This window comes from Variovorax sp. Varisp85, from assembly GCF_047304045.1.
Lineage (GTDB): Bacteria > Pseudomonadota > Gammaproteobacteria > Burkholderiales > Burkholderiaceae_C > Variovorax.
In genome coordinates this window covers 1-16611 of the sequence record NZ_JBGLYN010000086.1, presented here as the reverse complement: position 1 = coordinate 16611, position 16611 = coordinate 1, and the positions used below count along the sequence as shown (strand labels likewise).

The window sequence follows — 16611 nt, the reverse complement described above, 5'->3', positions numbered from 1 at the left end:
TGAGCCGGGAGAGTTTAAAGAACTAGGTGTCGCTCCACTTCCTCAGCAGGTTGTGGTACGTGCCTACGAGCGTGCGGCGCGCCGATTCGTCGGCGCCGCTCTGGTTGAGCCGCTGGATCGCGTTGTCCATGTCGAACAGCAGCGCGCGGTCGCCCGCGTCGCGCACGAGGCTCTGCACCCAGAAGAAACACGCGACGCGCACGCCGCGCGTGATGGGCGTCACCTGATGCAGGCTGGTGGCGGGGTAAAGCACCATGTCGCCGGCCGCGAGCTTCACGGTCTGCATGCCGTGCGTGTCTTCCATCTGCAGCTCGCCGCCGTCGTAGCTGTCGGCGTCCGACAAAAACAGCGTGGCCGACAGGTCGGTGCGCAGCTTGCGGCCGGTGCGCGGGTCGATGCGTACGCCGCCGTCCACGTGCAGGCCGAAGCGCATGCCTTCGCTGTAGCGGTTGAACATCGGCGGGTACAGCAGGTTCGGCAGCGCCGCGCTGATGAAGGTCGGGTGGCGTTCGAGCGCGCTCGCCACGATGGACTGGCATTCGTGCGCCACCGCCGAGCCTTCGTCGATCTGCTGGTTGAACTTGACCGGCGCGCCCTGGTGGCCCGCGGTGACTCGGCCGTCGACCCACGCATCGCCGGCCGCATCGAGGCGCGCGCGGACCGCCGCAAGCGCTTCGCGGTCCAGGATGCCGGGAATGCAGACCAGCATGGCGAATCGTCTTCTTCTTCAGGGCCTCAAAGGCGGTAGGTGAGCGACAGCGTGGCGGCGCGGCCCGAGCCCGGCACTGCACGGCCGCCGTCGGAGGGGATCAGCGCGTCGTAGTAGTAGCGGTTGGCCAGGTTGAACAGGTTCAGCCGGATGTCGTACTTGGGCTGATGGTAAGCCACCATCGCGTCGAGGCGCGCGTAGCCGCCGACCTGCACGAGGTTGGTGTTGTTCGCGAAGCGCTTCGCGCTGTAGGTGGTGCCGCCGCCGATCTCCCATTCGGGCGTGATGGCGTAGGTGGCCCACAGGCTGGCCGCGTCCTTCGGCGTGTTGGCGGGCGTCTTGCCGAGCGTGCCGGGCGCGATGCCGTTGACGATGGTGGCATCCAGGTGCGTGTAGGCGCCGAACAGCTGAAGCTTGTCGGTCACCCGGCCCGCGACACCGGCGCGCGCGCCGTTCACGCGCACCGTGCCGGTCGCGCTGTAGGTGCCGTCGCTGTTCTGCGAGCGCGCGTTGGTCTGGGTGATCTGGAAGGCGGCCGCTGTCAGCGAGAGGTTGCCGTCGTTCAGGTCCCACTTGCCGCCGAGTTCGTATGCCTTGTTCTTCTGCGGCGGCAGCGGCTGCGTGGCACCCGTGGTGGCGACGAGCTGTTCGAGCGAGGGGTTGAACGAGGTGCTGTACGACACGTAGTACGACTGCGAGGGCGTGGGCTGCCAGATCGCGCCGGCGCGCACGCTGGTGAAGTCGACGGTCTGGCTTTCGCTGCCGAGCGTGGTCGCGGTCGGGATGCTGTTGTAGACGCTTGCGCGGTAGTGGTCCTGCCGCACGCCGGCCACCAGTTTCCATTGGGGGCTCAGCTCGATGGTGTCGTTGACGTAGCCGGCCACCGTGGTGGCGCTCGCGGTGGCGAGGTTGCCGCGCAGGCTGGGCGCGGTGCTCGGCGTGTTGCCCTGGTACGGCGCGAGCAGCGGCGAGCATGTCGCGTAGCCGCTGGTGCCGCCCACCGGGTTCAGCGCCACGCCGTTGCAGGCGCCGTTGCGGTAGTAGGTCTGGTTGTCGTAGGTGTCGTGGCCCAGTTCCAGGCCCGCGAGCAGGGTGTGCTTGACCGAGCCGGTGGTGAACTTCGTGTTGAGCTCGGTCAGGTTGAACAGCGACTTGTCATGGATCGTGCGGTCATGGCTTTGCTGGCGCACCCACAGGCTGCTCAGCGGCAGCGACGAGAACGCGGCCGCGGGCGCGGCCGTGGTGCCGGTGGACAGGGGCGTGAACACGCCCTTGGTCGACAGGGTGCCGATGCCCTGCGGCGCGGTCTCGCGTGCGTCGGTGGTCACGTCGTTGTACTGCGTCTGGTTGCGGATCGACGTGTCGGGGGTGAGCTTGTGCTGCACCACGGCGCTGAAGGCCTGGATGTCGGAGATCGTGCGGTCGTCGCTGAAACCGTAGGCCGTGTCGCGGTCGACCTTGGCCGGGCGGCCGTTGAGTGGCGGCACGCCGTAGTCGGGCTGGTCGCGGTTGTGCTGCACCAGCGCCGAGAGCGTGACCTGCGTCGGCGTGTTGATGCCGAACTTCAGCGAGGCGTCGAGGCCGAAGTCCTTCAGCTTCGTCTGTTCGCGCGTGCTGGCGTCGCCCTGCTGGCCCATGGCCGCGATGCGGAAGGCCGAGGTGTCGGACAGCGGGCGGTTGACGTCGATCGTCGAGCGTACGAGGCCCGTGGTGCTGGCCGACACCGAGACCTCGCCCGCGGGCGTGAGCGAAGGCTTCTTCGTGACCTGGTTGATCACGCCGCCGGTGGAGCCGCGGCCGAACAGCATCGACGAGGGGCCCATCAGCACCTCGACCGATTCGAGCGCGAAGGTGTCGCGGTAGTACTGGGCGCGGTCGCGTGCGCCGTCGAGGTAGATGTCGGTACGCGCCGAGAAGCCGTTGAGGTTGATGTTGGTGCCGATCTGCCCGCCCTCGGCGCCGCCGATGGTCAGGCCCGGCACGTTGCGCAGCGCGCTCGCGAGCGAGGTGGCGCCTTGCGACTGCATCACGGCCTGGTTGATGACGGTGACGGACTGCGGCGCATCGCGCAGGTCGGCCGGCAGGCGGTTGAGCGAGGCAGGGTTGGCACCGAAGCCTGTCTTGTCCTGCGCATCCTGGACCTGCACTTCGCGCAGCGTGGTGGGCACGGAGGTGCCGGCAGCGGGCGAGGGCTTGGGGGCGGGCGAGGACGCGGCGGGCTGCGCGACCTGTTGAGCGAACGCCGTGGGGAGGGAGGAAGCGCACAGGCCGATCAGGGCCAGTGCGACGGGCGTGCGGCGACGCATCGAGCGGGTGGGGGGAGTCATCGTGGAGCCTTCGAGAGGACGCAAACAAAAGCGTCGGCCGGGATTCTGACTGCGAATCACTCTTGTTTGACACTTTCCTCGCCCGATGTTTGGCCGAGGAGACAGCCCCGCCGTCTTTACGTGCGAGGTCAGGTTGGAGACAGGTTATTTGGAGTAAAAGCCGCCCGCCGGTGGCCGTGCGACTCTACTTCCAGGGCGTCGGCGGCGGAATCTCGCACACCGGCTCCACGTCGACGCTCTTGAAGTCCGCCGGCGAGACGATTTCCAGGTACTCCATGTCCGGCGAGTAGTCGAACAGGAAGTGCCGGATGCCTGGCCGCTGGTGCACCACGTCGCCGGCCTCGACCAGCGTTTCCTTGTCCTCGTACATGAAGCGGGCCCAGCCCTTGACCATGATCACGATCTGGAAGTCCGCCTCATGGCGGTGCCAGCCCGTGCCCGTTTCCGGTGCCATGTTGGCCTTGACCAGATGCGCGATCACCTTGCCGTTGGTGGCTTCGGCGATACCCAGGTCGCGGTAGAGAAAAAAGTCACGCAAACCACCCGATACGAACTCGGTGTCACCGGGCTTCACATGGGAGAACTGGGTGGCGGGACGGTCCGGCATGGGGCGCTCCTTCGCAGGTGATGGGTGTTGCGGTGCAACACGCATAAAGCGTTCCCAGGTCGGGCCGGCCAGGCGCGATTCAGCGGCCTGCGAAACTGTCGGTCGCGCGCAGCAGCTGGTCGAGGATGCCGGGCTCCGAGTAGGCATGCCCCGCGCCCTCGATCAGGTGGAACTCTGCTTCGGGCCAGGCCTTGTGGAGCGCCCAGGCGTAGCGCGCGGGGCAGGGCATGTCGTAGCGGCCGTGCACGATCACGCCGGGGATGCCGTGCAGCTTGTGCGCGTCGCGAAGCAGCTGGCCGTCTTCGAGCCAGGCGTCGTGCACGAAGTAGTGGTTCTCCAGCCGCGCGAAGGCCAGCGCGAAATGATCATCGGCATGCGTCTCGGCGAGCATGGGGTTCGGCATCAGGGTGATGGTCTCGCCCTCCCACACGCTCCAGGCGCGGGCCGCCTCGATGCGCGCCACCGGATCGTCGCCGGTCAGGCGCTTGCGATAGGCCGCGATCATGTCGCCGCGTTCGGCCTCGGGAATGGGCGCCTGGAACTTCTGCCACTTGTCGGGGAACATCTCCGACACGCCGAACTGGTAGTACCACTGCAGCTCGGCGCGGGTCACGGTGTAGATACCGCGCAGCACCAGTTCGCTCACGCGCTCGGGGTGCTTCTGCGCATAGGCGAGGGCGAGCGTGGAGCCCCACGAGCCGCCGAACACCAGCCAGCGATCGACACCTACGCGCTCGCGCAGGCGCTCGATGTCGGCCACCAGGTGCCAGGTGGTGTTGGCCTCCAGGCCGGCGTGCGGCTGCGACTGGCCGCAGCCGCGCTGGTCGAACAGCATCAGGTCGTAGCGCGCCGGATCGAACAGCCGCCGGTGTTCGGGCGAGATGCCGCCGCCGGGCCCGCCATGCAGGAAGACCGCCGGCTTGGCGCCGGGCGTGCCCACGCGTTCGTAGCGGATGAGGTGGCCGTCGCCCACGTCGAGCGTGCCGGTTTCGTAGGGTTCGATCGGGGGGTACGGTTGGCGCAGGTCGGGCATCGATGGTTCTCCTTTGGCGGGTGTTGGCGCTCCGAGGTCGAGCATATGGCCCCGGGGAAGATGAGCTGCGGCAACGTGTCGGAGCTTGCCACGCACGTCGTCGAAACACGGCTTGACGAGCCCATGGGCCCTCCAGATACTCAACCGTATGGTTCACTCAATCGCCCTCCCGGACGCCGGCACCCTCGACGCGGTCTTCGCCGCGCTTTCCGATTCCACGCGCCGCGCGGTGCTCGAAACCCTGGGTGAACGCAGCCTCAGCGTGACCGAACTGGCCGAGCCGCACGGCATGTCGCTCACCGGCTTCATGAAGCACCTGCGCGTGCTCGAAGAGGCCGGCCTGATCTCGCGCACGAAAGAGGGCCGCATCGTGCGCTGCGCGCTGTCGCCCCTGCCCATGCAGGAGGCTGCCGTGTGGTTGTCGCGCTACGAGAAATTCTGGACCGGGCGCCTCGATGCACTGGCGCGCTTTCTCTATCACCAGGAGGAGACCGAATGGAGAACCCTTCCGCCCGAGACGCCGCCGAGCGCCCCTCGCTCACGCTCCGCCGGCACTACCGCGTTGCGCCCGACAAAGTCTGGCGCGCGTGGACCGACCCGCAAGCGCTGAAGCGCTGGTTCGGGCCCGCGGAGATCGTCTCGGTCCCCATCGCCGAGGTCGACCTGCGCGTGGGCGGCCGCTTCCGCGTGGCCATGCTGGCGGCCGACGGTGAAACGCACGACGTGAGCGGCACCTACCTCGAGGTGGTGCCCCATCGCAAGCTGGTCTTCAGCTGGGCATGGCGCAGCACGCCGGAGCGCGAGTCGCGCGTCACCGTGCGCATCGAACCCGATGCCGAGGGCTGCGAACTGGTGTTGCTGCACGAACAGTTCTTCGACAAGGCCGCGCGCGACAGCCACACCCACGGTTGGACCGGCGCTCTCGCCAAGCTCGAAGGCTGGCTGCTGCCGCCAGCGTGAAGCGCGTGCACCCGAAGCCCCGGGTGGCGCCGCATTGCCGCAGCGATGACGAAACCCCATACTGGGGCTTCCACGACGCGATGGATTACCGGAGCCTCCCATGAGCAATGAACTGCGCAAGAAGCTGCACGACCTGGCCGAACTCTGCGACAACACCTCCGACCCGCAGACCAAGGCCATCATCGAGGCGATCCGGCTCCAGACGGCCGTGCTGAACGAACGGCTGTTTTCCATCGAGCTGCAGGTGGGCGCGCTGACCAAGCGCATGGAAAACACGACCGACTGAGGGGCGGCCGCTTTGTGGGGATAATCCCGGGCATGAGCGGCAACACCTTCGGAACACTCTTCGCGGTCACCAATTTCGGCGAGTCGCACGGCCCGGCCATCGGCTGCGTCATCGACGGCTGCCCCCCCGGCATGGCACTGAGCGAGGCCGACATCCAGGGCGACCTGGACCGTCGGCGCCCCGGCACCAGCCGCCACGTCACCCAGCGCAACGAGCCCGACGCGGTGCAGATCCTCTCCGGCGTGTACGAAGGCAAGACCACCGGCACCCCGATTGCACTGCTGATCCAGAACACCGACCAGCGCAGCAAGGATTACGGGCAGATTGCCCAGCAATTCCGCCCCGGCCATGCCGACTTCACCTACTGGAAGAAGTACGGCATCCGCGACCCGCGCGGTGGCGGGCGTTCCTCGGCGCGGCTGACCGCCCCCATGGTCGCGGCCGGCGCCGTTGCCAAGAAGTGGCTGGCCGAGAAATACGGCATGGTGTTCCGCGGCTGCATGACGCAGATCGGCGAAATCGCCATTCCGTTCGAGAGCTGGGAGCACGTGCCCAACAATCCCTTCTTCGCCCCCATCGCCGACGTGAGCGCGCTGGAGGACTACATGGACCGTCTGCGCAAGGCCGGCGATTCGTGCGGCGCGCGCATCCGCGTCACCGCCACGAACGTGCCCATCGGGCTCGGTGAGCCGCTGTTCGACAAACTCGACGCAGAGATCGCCTACGCGATGATGGGCATTAACGCGGTAAAGGCCGTCGAGATCGGCGCCGGCTTCGACAGCGTCACCCAGCGCGGCACCACGCATGGCGACTCGATCACGCCCACCGGCTTCGTCACCAATAACGCGGGCGGCATCCTCGGCGGCATCAGTTCCGGGCAAGACCTGGAAGTGACCATCGCGATCAAGCCGACCAGCTCGATCATCAGCCCGCGCCAGTCCATCGACATCCACAACAACCCCGTCGAGGTCGTTACGAAGGGCCGCCACGACCCGTGCGTCGGCATCCGCGCCACGCCCATTGCCGAGGCCATGCTGGCGCTGGTGGTCATGGAGCACGCGCTGCGCAACCGCGCGCAGTGCGGCGACGTGCAGACGCAAGCCAACGCGACCGAAGCTGCGTCGCCGCAGGCGTCCTTCCTGTAGTGTCCGCCCCGCCGCCAGTGGCCGCCGGGCGCGGCCACCTGCTGGCGTTCGCTGGTCTGTCGGCCAGCTATTTCGCGCACATCGGCTTCTTCAATCCCTACCTGCCACTCTGGCTCAAGGACCTGGGGCTTCCGATCTTCACCATCAGCCTGCTGGCGTCGGTGCAGTCGATCACGCGGGTGTTTGCGCCGTACGCCTGGGGCGCGCTCAGCGACCACACGGGGCAGCGCGTCAAGCTGCTGCGCTTCAGCGCGGCGGTGGCGCTGCTCAGTTCCTTCGGGCTGTGGTAGCACGGCGGCGCCTGGTGGCTCGCGCTGGTGCTGCTCGTGATGTTCACCCACACCAGCTCGATGATGTCGCTCACCGAGGCCGCAATGGCGCAGCTGGTGGCCGGCGACTGGGGGCGCTACGGGCGCATCCGGCTGTGCGGCTCGGCCGGCTTCCTGCTCACGGTGTTCGTGGCGGGCGAGTGGTTCGAGCGCTTCGGCATGAAGCACTTTCCGGCCTGGGCGGCCGGCACGCTGGCCATCGTGCTGCTCGCGACGATGAAGCTGCCGGACGTGCGCGAGCCGCCCGCCGCCCACGATGCGGTGAGGGTGCCCATCGGCCCGGTGCTGCGCAACCCGTCGGTGCAATGGTTCTTCGCGGCGCTGTTCTTCCAGGTGATGTCGCACTTCTCGGTGTACGCGTTCTTCTCGCTGTACCTCGATTCGATCGGCTACGGCAAGAGCACCATCGGCCTGCTGTGGGCGCTGTCGGTGGTGGCGGAGATCGTCTGGTTCTTCCTGCAGGGCCGGCTCATCGGCCTGATGCCGATGCCGCGCTGGATGCTGGTGTGCGGCATCGCGGCCGTCGCGCGGCTGGGGTTGACGGCGGGGCTCGGCGGCTGGATCGCGGCGCTCGTTGTGGCGCAGTGGCTGCATGCGCTGAGCTTCGCGGCGCACCACACGACCTGCATCGCGGTGGTGTCGCGCCGCTTTCCCGGCCATCTGCGCGGACGCGGCCAGGCGCTGTTCACGGTGATCGGCTATGGCTTTGGCGGCGTTCTGGGCGTGCTGCTTGGCGGCGCGGTCGCGCAGGCTTTCGGCTACCGCACGATGTTCACCGCGGCGGCGCTGCTGGCAGTGCTCGGCAGCCTGTGCGCATGGCAGGTGGTGAAGCTGGAGCGGATGGAGCGAGCGCGCAACGCCTGAACGCGAACCGGTGCACCGAAGTGACACGAGCCTTGCATGCCCGTGTCATCGCAGCCTCCTACGCTGCGCGCTTCGCAATTTCTCCTCATTTCCCATGTCCGTTTCCGACGATTCGCGCGGCGCCCGCGCGCCGCGCGTTGCCGCGCCTGCCGAACCGAGCAATTCCCCATCGAGTGGCGGTGACAACCACCGCACCCCACCGCGCCGCCAGGTGCTCAAGCTAGGGGCATCGCTGCTGACGGTCAGCGGCAGCAGTGCCTTGCTTGCCGCCTGCGGCGGTGGTGGCGGCGGCAGTTCACCCGCCTTCGGTCCGCTGCCAGCGCCTGCATCGGCGCCAGCACCCGCGCCGACACCGGCATCCACGTCGGCACCAGCACCCACGCCAGCACCGCCGGCCGCCGCTGCCAAGATCTCCAGCTTCGCGCTCGCCGTGATGCCCGACACGCAGTTCTATGCGCGCTACGCCACCGCCGCCGAGAGCGACCAGTACGACAAGCGCTTCGGCAGCGCACCTTTCGCCGCGCAGACGAAATGGATCGCGGCCAACGCCAAGGCGTTGAACATCCCGTTCACCATCCATCTCGGCGACGTGGTCGACCAGGTCGGCAAGCCCGACCAGTGGAAGGTGGCCGATGCCGCCATGAAGGTGCTCGAAGACGCGAAGCTGCCCTACAGCGTGCTTGCCGGCAACCACGACGTGCTGAAGGATTTCGACTACAGCGTCGACCCCGTCGGCGGCACCGATGCCGACCGCGACCCCACCAAGGAGCCTTACATCCAGTGGTTCGGCCCCGAGCGCGCGAAGAAGCAGACCACCTTCGGCGCGCGCGACCCGAGTGGCTTTCACGAATACCACGTGTTCGAGGCGCAGGGCCAGAAGTTCATGGTGCTGTCGCTGTCGTGGCGCATCTCCGCCGCGGGCATTGCCTGGGCTCGCCAAGTGATTGCGAAGAACCCGACGCTGCCCGTCGTTCTGGTGAACCACCAGTTGCTGAATATCGACGCCGACGGCAAGAGCCCGCTCGAAACCGATTACGGCAGGATGCTCTGGGAGAAGCTGATCCGCGACAACGACCAGATCTTCATGACGCTCAACGGCCACCATCACGGCGCCGCGCACCTCACGAAGACCAACGACTTCGGCCACAAGGTCGAGGAGATGGTGGTCGATTACCAGATGGCCTACCAAGGCGGCAACGGCCTGATGCGCCTCTACGAATTCGACCTGACGAACAAGCAGATCAGGGTGCTGTCGTTCTCGCCCTGGGTGCCGCAGAAGCCGGCCAATACGCTGAATACCTTCGACCAGGCAGTGCTCACCACCCCCAACGAAGCCTTCGTCATCGACGTGGACTTCGCGCAGCGCTTCGCGGGGTTCAACAAGAGCTTCGGCACCGGCAGCGCCACCATCGACAGCTCCCTGGTAGACCAGGCCCGCGCGATGATCCTGGCCAACTACAAGGACCCGGCGACGGTCGAGCAGCGGCCCGCCGCGAATTCGGACGACTACCCGAAGGTCGCGAACACGCTGGCGCACTGGCGCTTCTTTGGCGGCGCGGTCAACCAGCCGGTGCTGCCGGGCACCGTCGTCGCGGACGTCACGGGCAACAACCCCCTGCACCGCGATGCGCTGAACCAGGGCGGCATCGTCGGCGCCGCCGATGGCGACATCGTGTGGACCGACGACCGGCACTACCTGTCGGCGGCGCCGGGCTCGGTGCGCTTCCTCAACACCAACAAGAACACGCCGCGGCTGAGCTACTTCCTCACCGACGCGGCGGCGCCGATCAACGCGCAGACGCTGGAGAACGGCTACACGGTCGAGGCCTTCATCAAGATCGACAAGAGCTGGGCCAGCGGCAACCAGGCGTGGATGAACATCATGACGCGCGACGGCCGCCGCGGCGATCTGGCTGGCTACTCGGGTGGCGATCCGGAGTCTCCGCCGATGCTGTTCGCCATTTCGAGCCTGCGCGAGGTGCAGTGGGAAGTGGTGCCGAGCCCGGCCGGCACGCGCGCGCCCAAGGCCAATTGGTCAGGCGAAGTGATTGCCGACCGCTGGGTGCACGTCGCGATCGTGAACGACCCGGTGTCGCACGACACCACGATGTACGTCGAAGGCGCGCCGGTGCTGCGCAATGCGTCGGCCATCCCGGGCCTGGCCACGCTTTCGGCCACCTCGCCGTGGGTGGTGGGTGGCGGCTCGTGGGACGGCGCTCGCGCCGACGGCTTCTTCGGCAACATCGGCGAGGTGCGCGTGGTGGCGGCGGCTTTGACGCCGGCGCAGTGGCTGACGTCGCGCAAGGCGGCATGAGCCGTTGGATTTCTTTGCGGGGATGAATTGCGGGGCTGATCCCGGGAGCAAGGGAATCTTGCTATTCCGCACGGGTCTGCAATAACCCGCTCGAGTTGCCGATCACCAGCAAGGCCTTTGATTGGGCTGCGCTGTCGGTCGGCCGCATCTCCATTTTTTGCATTGGGTCTTACGCAAATTGACCATTTAGAATAATTGGAAAGGTAATTCACGGGGAGGTGGGCATGGCGCTCATTTTTAAAACAATATTCTTATTCGTTTTATTGCAATTGAGCAATTTGGCTTATTTGCCGGATGCAGAGGCGCAATGAGCCGCCGCGTCAGCATCCAGACGCCGCTGGGCGAGGCGTTGCAATTTCGCCAATTGGTGGGCCGCGAGGCACTGAGCCAGCTCTACGCGTTCGACATCGAACTGCTGGGCAGCAGTAACGGCATCGACCCCAAGGCACTGCTGGGCAAGGCGGCCACCGTGGCGGTGGAAACCGAGGGCGGCGTGCGCTACCTCGGCGGCATCGCCACCCGGTTCGGCCTGCAGCAAGAAGACGCGCGCCATTCCTTCTACCGCCTGCAATTGCGTCCCTGGTTGTGGCTGGCCACGCGGCGCAGCGACTTCCGCATCTTCCAGGGCAAGAGCGTGCCCGACATCGTCATGGAAGTGCTCGGGAGCTACGGCTACCCCATCGAGAAGAAGCTCACGCGCGGCGACTACCGGCGCTGGGACTACTGCGTGCAGTATCACGAGAGCGACTTCAACTTCGTCTCGCGCCTGTGCGAACTCGAAGGCCTCTACTTCCACTTCCGGCACGAGGCGAGCCAGCACGTGCTCGTGTTCGCAGACGACATCGCGAACTCGCACAACCCGCTGCCCGGCGGGGAGGAGGTGCGCTACCACCCGCTGGAGAAGTCCGGCATGGGCCAGCGCGAGCGCATCTACGCGTGGGAGATCGCCGAAGAGGTGCGACCCGGCCATCACTACAACGACGACTACGACTTCGAGAAGCCCAAGGCCGAGCTGTCGCACCTGCGGCAGATGCCGCCCGGGCACGACCACGACGCCTACGAACAGTACGAATGGCCGGGCGGTTTCGTGCAGCACGGCGACGGCGAGACCTATGCGCGCATCCGCAACGAAGAACAGCTCAGCCAGCGCAATCGCGTCACCGGCAGATCCAACCTGCGCGAGCTGGCCACCGGCCACACCCTGCGGCTGACCGGCCATCCCAGGGCCGACCAGAACCAGCAGTACCTGCTCGTGGGCGTGAGCTACCACCTGCAGGAGAACCTGCAGGCCAGCGAAGGCGCCGACGGCACCGAAGGCTCCGTGCAGCGCTTCGCCTTCGAGGCTCAGCCCACCAGCTACGCGTGGCGCCCGCAGCGCACCACCCCCAGGCCGCGTACACGCGGCCCGCAGACGGCCAAGGTGGTGGGTCCGGCGGGCGAGGAGATCTGGACCGACCAGTACGGGCGCATCAAGGTGCAGTTCCACTGGGACCGCATTGGCCAGGACAACGAGAACTCCAGTTGCTGGGTGCGCGTGTCCACCGCATGGGCCGGCACCACCTTCGGAATGACCAGCGTGCCGCGCATCGGCATGGAGGTCATCGTCGACTTCCTCAACGGCGACCCCGACTACCCCATCGTCACCGGCTGCGTGCACAACGCCGACACCATGCCTGCGTGGGAGCTGCCCGGGCAGAAGCACCTGTCGGGCATCCGCAGCCGCGAGTTGGGTGGGGGCCGAGGCAACCACATCGTGCTCGACGATACGGCAGGGAAGATCCAGGCGCAGCTGCGCAGCGATCACCAGGCCAGCCAGTTGAGCGTTGGGCATATCGGGCGCATCGAGGACACGGCTGGGCGCAAGGAGCCACGAGGCCAGGGCTTCGAGCTGCGTACCGATGGGCATGGGGCGGTGAGATCGGCCAAAGGATTGCTGGTGACCACCGAGGCGCGGGCCAACGCGCAGGCGCACATGACGGACATGGGCGAGACCGTGGGCCGCCTCACGCAGGCGCGCGACATGCACGAAGGCCTGAGCGAAGTGGCACGGGGTGCGCAGGCGCACGACGCCGGCGACCAGGACGAGGTCACGGAGATCCTCAAGGCGCAGAACGACGCCATCAGGGGCCAGGGCGGCAACCGCGAGCAGGGCGACTTCCCCGAGTTCCAGGAGCCGCACCTGACGCTGGCCAGCGCCCGCGGCCTGCAGACCGTGGCGCAAGGTTCCACCCACATCGTGAGCAGCGAGCACACCGCGCTCACCAGCGGCGGCCACACCAGCGTGAGTGCGGGCAAGAGCCTGCTGGTGAGCGTGCAGAGCGCGATCCGCCTGTTCGCCGCCAAGGCCGGCATGCGGCTGGTGGCGGCCAGCGCCGACATCGACATCAAGGCGCTGAAGGACAGCGTCAACGTGCTGGCCAAGCTCAACATCACGCAGACTGCCAACAAGATCACCATCCAGGCGAAAGAAGAGGTGGTGATCAACGGCGGCTCGAGCTACAGCCGCTGGAGCTCTGGCGGCATCGAGCACGGCACCTCCGGTACCTGGCGCGAGCACGCCGCGGTGCACAGTCTGGTTGGGCCGGCCAGCGAGGGCAAGCCTGCGCTGCCCAATCCGCCGCAGGTGCCCAAGGGCCAGCTCGATCTCTACCACCAGTACATCAAGCCGACCGGCGAAAAGCACCAGGGCGTGGCGCAGGGCGATTTCACCGTGGTCGATTCGGAAGGCGGCACGCACGCCGGAACGCTGGACCGCAACGGCTTCGCGAGCGTCGCGGGCCTGCCTATCGGCACCGCCAAGGTGACCTTCGGCAAGGACCCTCGCGATCCGTGGGAGGAGGGCAGCTACTTCGGCACGCCGCAGGACTGGAAGGGCAAGGCCCCGGCCGGCGGTGGCTTCGATGCGGCCGGCGCTGCATCGGGCGTCTCGGGGCTGCTCGGCGGGGCGGGCGGCGGCGCCGCGGCCGCGCTGGCCGGCGTCGCGGGCACCGGCAGCAAGGCCGCGAGCCTGCTCGGCCAGGCCTCCGAGGCCGCAGCCACGGCGCAGCAAGCCGTGGGCGCGGCGCAGGCGATCCGGCAGGGTGGCGCCAAGGCGATGCTCGGCCAGGCGAGACAGGCGGCCACCGGCATGGCGGCGCAGGCGGCCGGCGCGCGGCTCGGGCCGATGGGCGCCCCGGTCACGGCGATCGCGAACATGGCAGGCGGGGTCGCAAAAGGCGGATTGCCTGCCGCTGCCGGCACGCCCGCGCTCGCGGGCCGCACCCCCGGTTTCATGGGCTGACGCGGCGCGACGGCGCGCTTCTTTCGAACAACAAGACGGTTCCAGGCAAGAGGAAAAGCAAGGCAATGGCAGAAGGATCGCAGCAGCAGAAGACGTCCGAACGAGAGCCTCAGACAGCGGTCGCGCCGCTCAACACCATCCTGAGCGCGATGCCGACCCTGCTCGCGCTGGTCCTCTTCTCTCTTTCTCCCGCGGCGATGCCGAGGCCGCGTTCCGCCTCTCGAAGTACCACCACTTCGTGCATCAGGACGGCAGGGTGGGAGGTCGGCGCTGGCTCGTCCGGGCCGCGGAGGGCGGCCATGCGACGGCGCAGTACAACCTCGCTGCCGTGCTGCAACTGGACGGCGGCACCCTGGCCGAGGCTGCGCGCTGGGCTGCCGAAGCACGCAAGAACGGCGATCCGGATGCGGGCCGGCTGCTGCAGCGGATCGAGGCCCTTCGCGCCGGGGCCAGCAGGCAGCCGGGCCGATGAGCTCCCAGATCACGCAACGGAGAACCACGCCATGGACAAGCCCGGCGCCGCACTTGCCACTTCTTCGCCCGTCTCGGGTGCGCAGGCCTACGAGCTGACAGGTGCACAGCGAGCCGGGCTGGTCGCAAAGGCCGCGACTGGCGACGCCGAGGCTGCGTTTCGTCTCTCGCTGTACTACACCTTCGTGTCCTCGGACGCAGATCAACGCGTCCGCTGGCTGTCGATCGCGGCCAAGGGTGGCCATGTCCTAAGGCAACACAACCTGGCCTGCGACCTCTACATGAATGGCAAGGATCTCGCCGAAGCCGCGCACTGGGCGGCGGAGTCGCTGAAGAACGGCAACGCGGATGCCGGTGATCTGCTCAAAGAAATCGAGGCGGTCCGCACGAAGGCTCGGGGGCCTCGCCCGTGAATCATGACTTCGATGTCTCGGTCTTGCCGCTCTTCGCGGTCGAGTCGCCGGATCAGCTGCTACTCAACACCCCGGTGGTCATCGCATTGGGCAACGCGTACAAGTTGTTCGAGAGGACCGGGCAAGACCTGAACAACTTCAATGTCCACATCGCTGAGAGGAAGAAGGAAAACGGCGAAGAAGAAAACGGGGTCAACACCATCGGGATCGCTTTCTCGGCCAAGCTCCCTCCGGGACAGAAGGGACTTGGCAACGTAAGCAAGCTTGGGCGGTCGATCATGTACATCGCCTCGAAGACAACGGGCGAAATACTTCGGGAACAAGGAAGTCGGTAGTGGTCCGGCACTGGGCACGTCTCGAAAGACATTGCGCCTGACAGGACCCTGCACCTTCAATCTCGCAGAAGGAGGAAAGAATGAAAGAAACCATCGAAGTCGATGGCTTGGCGGAGCAGGCGATTGCAGTGGCCTTTGAAGATGCCAGGTCCTCGGGCCTGCCGCAGGCCCATCGCTGGGCCTTGCCAAGCTTTCCGGAAGCTTGTCTGCTGATTGACAAGAGCGGCGGCCGAATCCTTCAGAGGCATCTGTCTCGCTGAACCAACGACGTCCAGAGGTACCTCCACAGTGTCTTCTCAAATCATCATCCTCGCCCACGACATGTGGCGCAAAGGCGCAGGCGGCGCTCCCGCCGGGCTCGTGGGCCAAGCGGACAGCTTCGCCTATGCGGGACTTGACCTGGGACTCGCCCAGTTCGCCGCGACCACTTTCGCGGGCACCAGCTTCACCGCCACCAGCTTCAAGCAGGCGGGCTGGAGCGGCTGCCAGTTCACTGGGTGCAGCTTCACTCAGTGCGACTTCAGCGGCATCTCGATCACCGGCTGCACCTTCGTCAACTGCAGCTTCACGCGTGCGAACTTCGATGGCGGCAGCATCGGCACCAGCACCTTCAGGCAGTGCCAGTGGGACGACATCAGCTTCGCGGGTGGTAGCTGGAACGACGTTGGCGTGCTGAACTGCGGCGGCACCGTGGTGCATGCGCAGGGGCTGCAAGGGCGCAGCGTCGACTTCACGGGCAGCACCTTCGAGCAACTCGAGTTCCAGGGCGCGAACATCAACTGAGGGAAACCAGAAAATGGCAGGGACGGAAGGAAGCAAGACGCCATCAGAGCGCGAACCGCAGACGGCAGTAGCGCCACTGAACACGATCGTGAAGGAGGACATCGCCGCGGCAAGCAAGGCGGTGGACGACTGGCTGCGCTCCTTCAGCGGCGGCTACGTGACGCTGGAGCGGCTGACGATGGTGCTGGGCAGCATCCCGATCGTCGGCAACATCATGGCGCTGGTGGATGTGTTCCTGGACATCATCAACATCGTCGAGAAGAAGGCCAAGGACGGCGTCGATGCGTTCCTGAACTGGGTGAGCCTGGGCATCAACCTGATCGGGTTGATCCCGATTCCCCCGAGCATGGCGGCTGCACGCATGAGCCTGAGGCCCACGCTGCACCTGGTGAAGCAGGAACTGAAGACCGCAGCCTCGAACCTGGGCGAGGCCATCGTGACCACGCTGGTGGGGCACCTGAATGCCACCATCATGGGCGAGCTGGACACGTTCATCGACGGAGCCATTGCCAAGCTCGACGGCATCCTGAAGAGCTGCGCGGATCTTGCCGACAAGATCATCGACAACCTGGTGGACATCCTGCGGCGGGTGCTCGGGCAGAAGGACCTGTTCACGGTGGGCACGCCCGCGGTGGCGGAGACCAGGGTGCACGACCCGAAGACGCAAAGCACCTGGAACCGGATGTGGGGCGCGGCGGTGCGTTATTCGAAGCAGTCGGCGAACTACGTGGCCAAGACGGCGGCGAGCCAGCTGC

15 protein-coding genes and 2 pseudogenes are annotated in these 16611 nt (G+C 66.9%); 13 read left to right on the top strand and 4 right to left on the bottom strand.

Translation table 11 applies throughout. The features are described from left to right. Positions 1-22: 22 nt before the first annotated feature. The 4 genes from ACCC97_RS25605 to pip all read right to left on the bottom strand — a co-directional run bounded on the left by ACCC97_RS25605 (position 23) and on the right by pip (position 4676). Entirely contained in the window at positions 23-709 is a 687-nt protein-coding gene (locus tag ACCC97_RS25605) for a Fe2+-dependent dioxygenase (RefSeq protein WP_007828844.1), read from the bottom strand. Between the two features lie 26 nt (positions 710-735). Continuing rightward, the gene (locus ACCC97_RS25600) at positions 736-3036 is read right to left on the bottom strand and encodes a TonB-dependent receptor (RefSeq protein WP_413335758.1); all 2301 of its coding nucleotides are present in this window, start codon (positions 3034-3036) and stop codon (positions 736-738) included. Positions 3037-3220: 184 nt separating this feature from the next. Next, a complete protein-coding gene (locus tag ACCC97_RS25595; protein WP_413335756.1) occupies positions 3221-3643 on the bottom strand; it encodes a cupin domain-containing protein in 423 nt (140 codons plus the stop codon). A gap of 79 nt (positions 3644-3722) precedes the next feature. Continuing rightward, the gene (gene pip / locus ACCC97_RS25590) at positions 3723-4676 is read right to left on the bottom strand and encodes a prolyl aminopeptidase (RefSeq protein ID WP_413335754.1); all 954 of its coding nucleotides are present in this window, start codon (positions 4674-4676) and stop codon (positions 3723-3725) included. Between the two features lie 148 nt (positions 4677-4824). On the opposite strand from pip, the gene ACCC97_RS25585 reads away from it, so the two are divergent. The 13 genes and pseudogenes from ACCC97_RS25585 to ACCC97_RS25525 form a co-directional block, all read left to right on the top strand. Next, a complete protein-coding gene (locus tag ACCC97_RS25585; RefSeq protein WP_157632112.1) occupies positions 4825-5286 on the top strand; it encodes an ArsR/SmtB family transcription factor in 462 nt (153 codons plus the stop codon). Beyond that, on the top strand, positions 5172-5636 hold the full coding sequence (locus ACCC97_RS25580) for an SRPBCC family protein (protein ID WP_007828848.1): 465 nt from the start codon (positions 5172-5174) through the stop codon (positions 5634-5636). Before ACCC97_RS25585 ends, ACCC97_RS25580 begins: the two co-directional genes overlap by 115 nt. 100 nt (positions 5637-5736) lie before the next feature. Then, positions 5737-5922 carry a hypothetical protein gene (locus ACCC97_RS25575; RefSeq protein ID WP_007828850.1) on the top strand — a complete coding sequence of 62 codons (186 nt, stop codon included), beginning with the start codon at positions 5737-5739 and terminating at the stop codon, positions 5920-5922. 32 nt (positions 5923-5954) lie between these two features. Further along, positions 5955-7067 carry a chorismate synthase gene (aroC, locus tag ACCC97_RS25570; RefSeq protein ID WP_042672705.1) on the top strand — a complete coding sequence of 371 codons (1113 nt, stop codon included), beginning with the start codon at positions 5955-5957 and terminating at the stop codon, positions 7065-7067. Next, positions 7067-8260 (top strand): annotated as a pseudogene (locus ACCC97_RS25565) (MFS transporter). Before aroC ends, ACCC97_RS25565 begins: the two are co-directional and overlap by 1 nt. Positions 8261-8354: 94 nt before the next feature. Continuing rightward, the gene (locus ACCC97_RS25560; RefSeq protein ID WP_413335751.1) at positions 8355-10574 is read left to right on the top strand and encodes a LamG-like jellyroll fold domain-containing protein; all 2220 of its coding nucleotides are present in this window, start codon (positions 8355-8357) and stop codon (positions 10572-10574) included. A 307-nt stretch (positions 10575-10881) separates the two neighbouring features. After that, positions 10882-13854: a type VI secretion system Vgr family protein gene (locus ACCC97_RS25555; RefSeq protein ID WP_413335749.1), complete on the top strand. Its 2973-nt coding sequence runs from the start codon at positions 10882-10884 to the stop codon at positions 13852-13854. A 238-nt stretch (positions 13855-14092) separates the two neighbouring features. Further along, positions 14093-14326, top strand: a complete 234-nt coding sequence (locus tag ACCC97_RS25550; protein ID WP_413335747.1) for a hypothetical protein — start codon at positions 14093-14095, stop codon at positions 14324-14326. Between the two features lie 31 nt (positions 14327-14357). Then, entirely contained in the window at positions 14358-14738 is a 381-nt protein-coding gene (locus ACCC97_RS25545; RefSeq protein WP_413335745.1) for a hypothetical protein, read from the top strand. Further along, a complete protein-coding gene (locus ACCC97_RS25540; RefSeq protein WP_413335743.1) occupies positions 14735-15073 on the top strand; it encodes a hypothetical protein in 339 nt (112 codons plus the stop codon). The genes ACCC97_RS25545 and ACCC97_RS25540 overlap by 4 nt, the downstream gene beginning before the upstream one ends. 80 nt (positions 15074-15153) lie before the next feature. Further along, on the top strand, positions 15154-15333 hold the full coding sequence (locus tag ACCC97_RS25535) for a hypothetical protein (RefSeq protein WP_413335741.1): 180 nt from the start codon (positions 15154-15156) through the stop codon (positions 15331-15333). Between the two features lie 28 nt (positions 15334-15361). Continuing rightward, complete coding sequence (locus ACCC97_RS25530; RefSeq protein ID WP_413335739.1) at positions 15362-15856, top strand: pentapeptide repeat-containing protein; 495 nt, start codon at positions 15362-15364, stop codon at positions 15854-15856. Between the two features lie 13 nt (positions 15857-15869). Continuing rightward, positions 15870-16611, top strand: a pseudogene (locus ACCC97_RS25525) (type IV secretion protein Rhs); the annotation flags it as partial.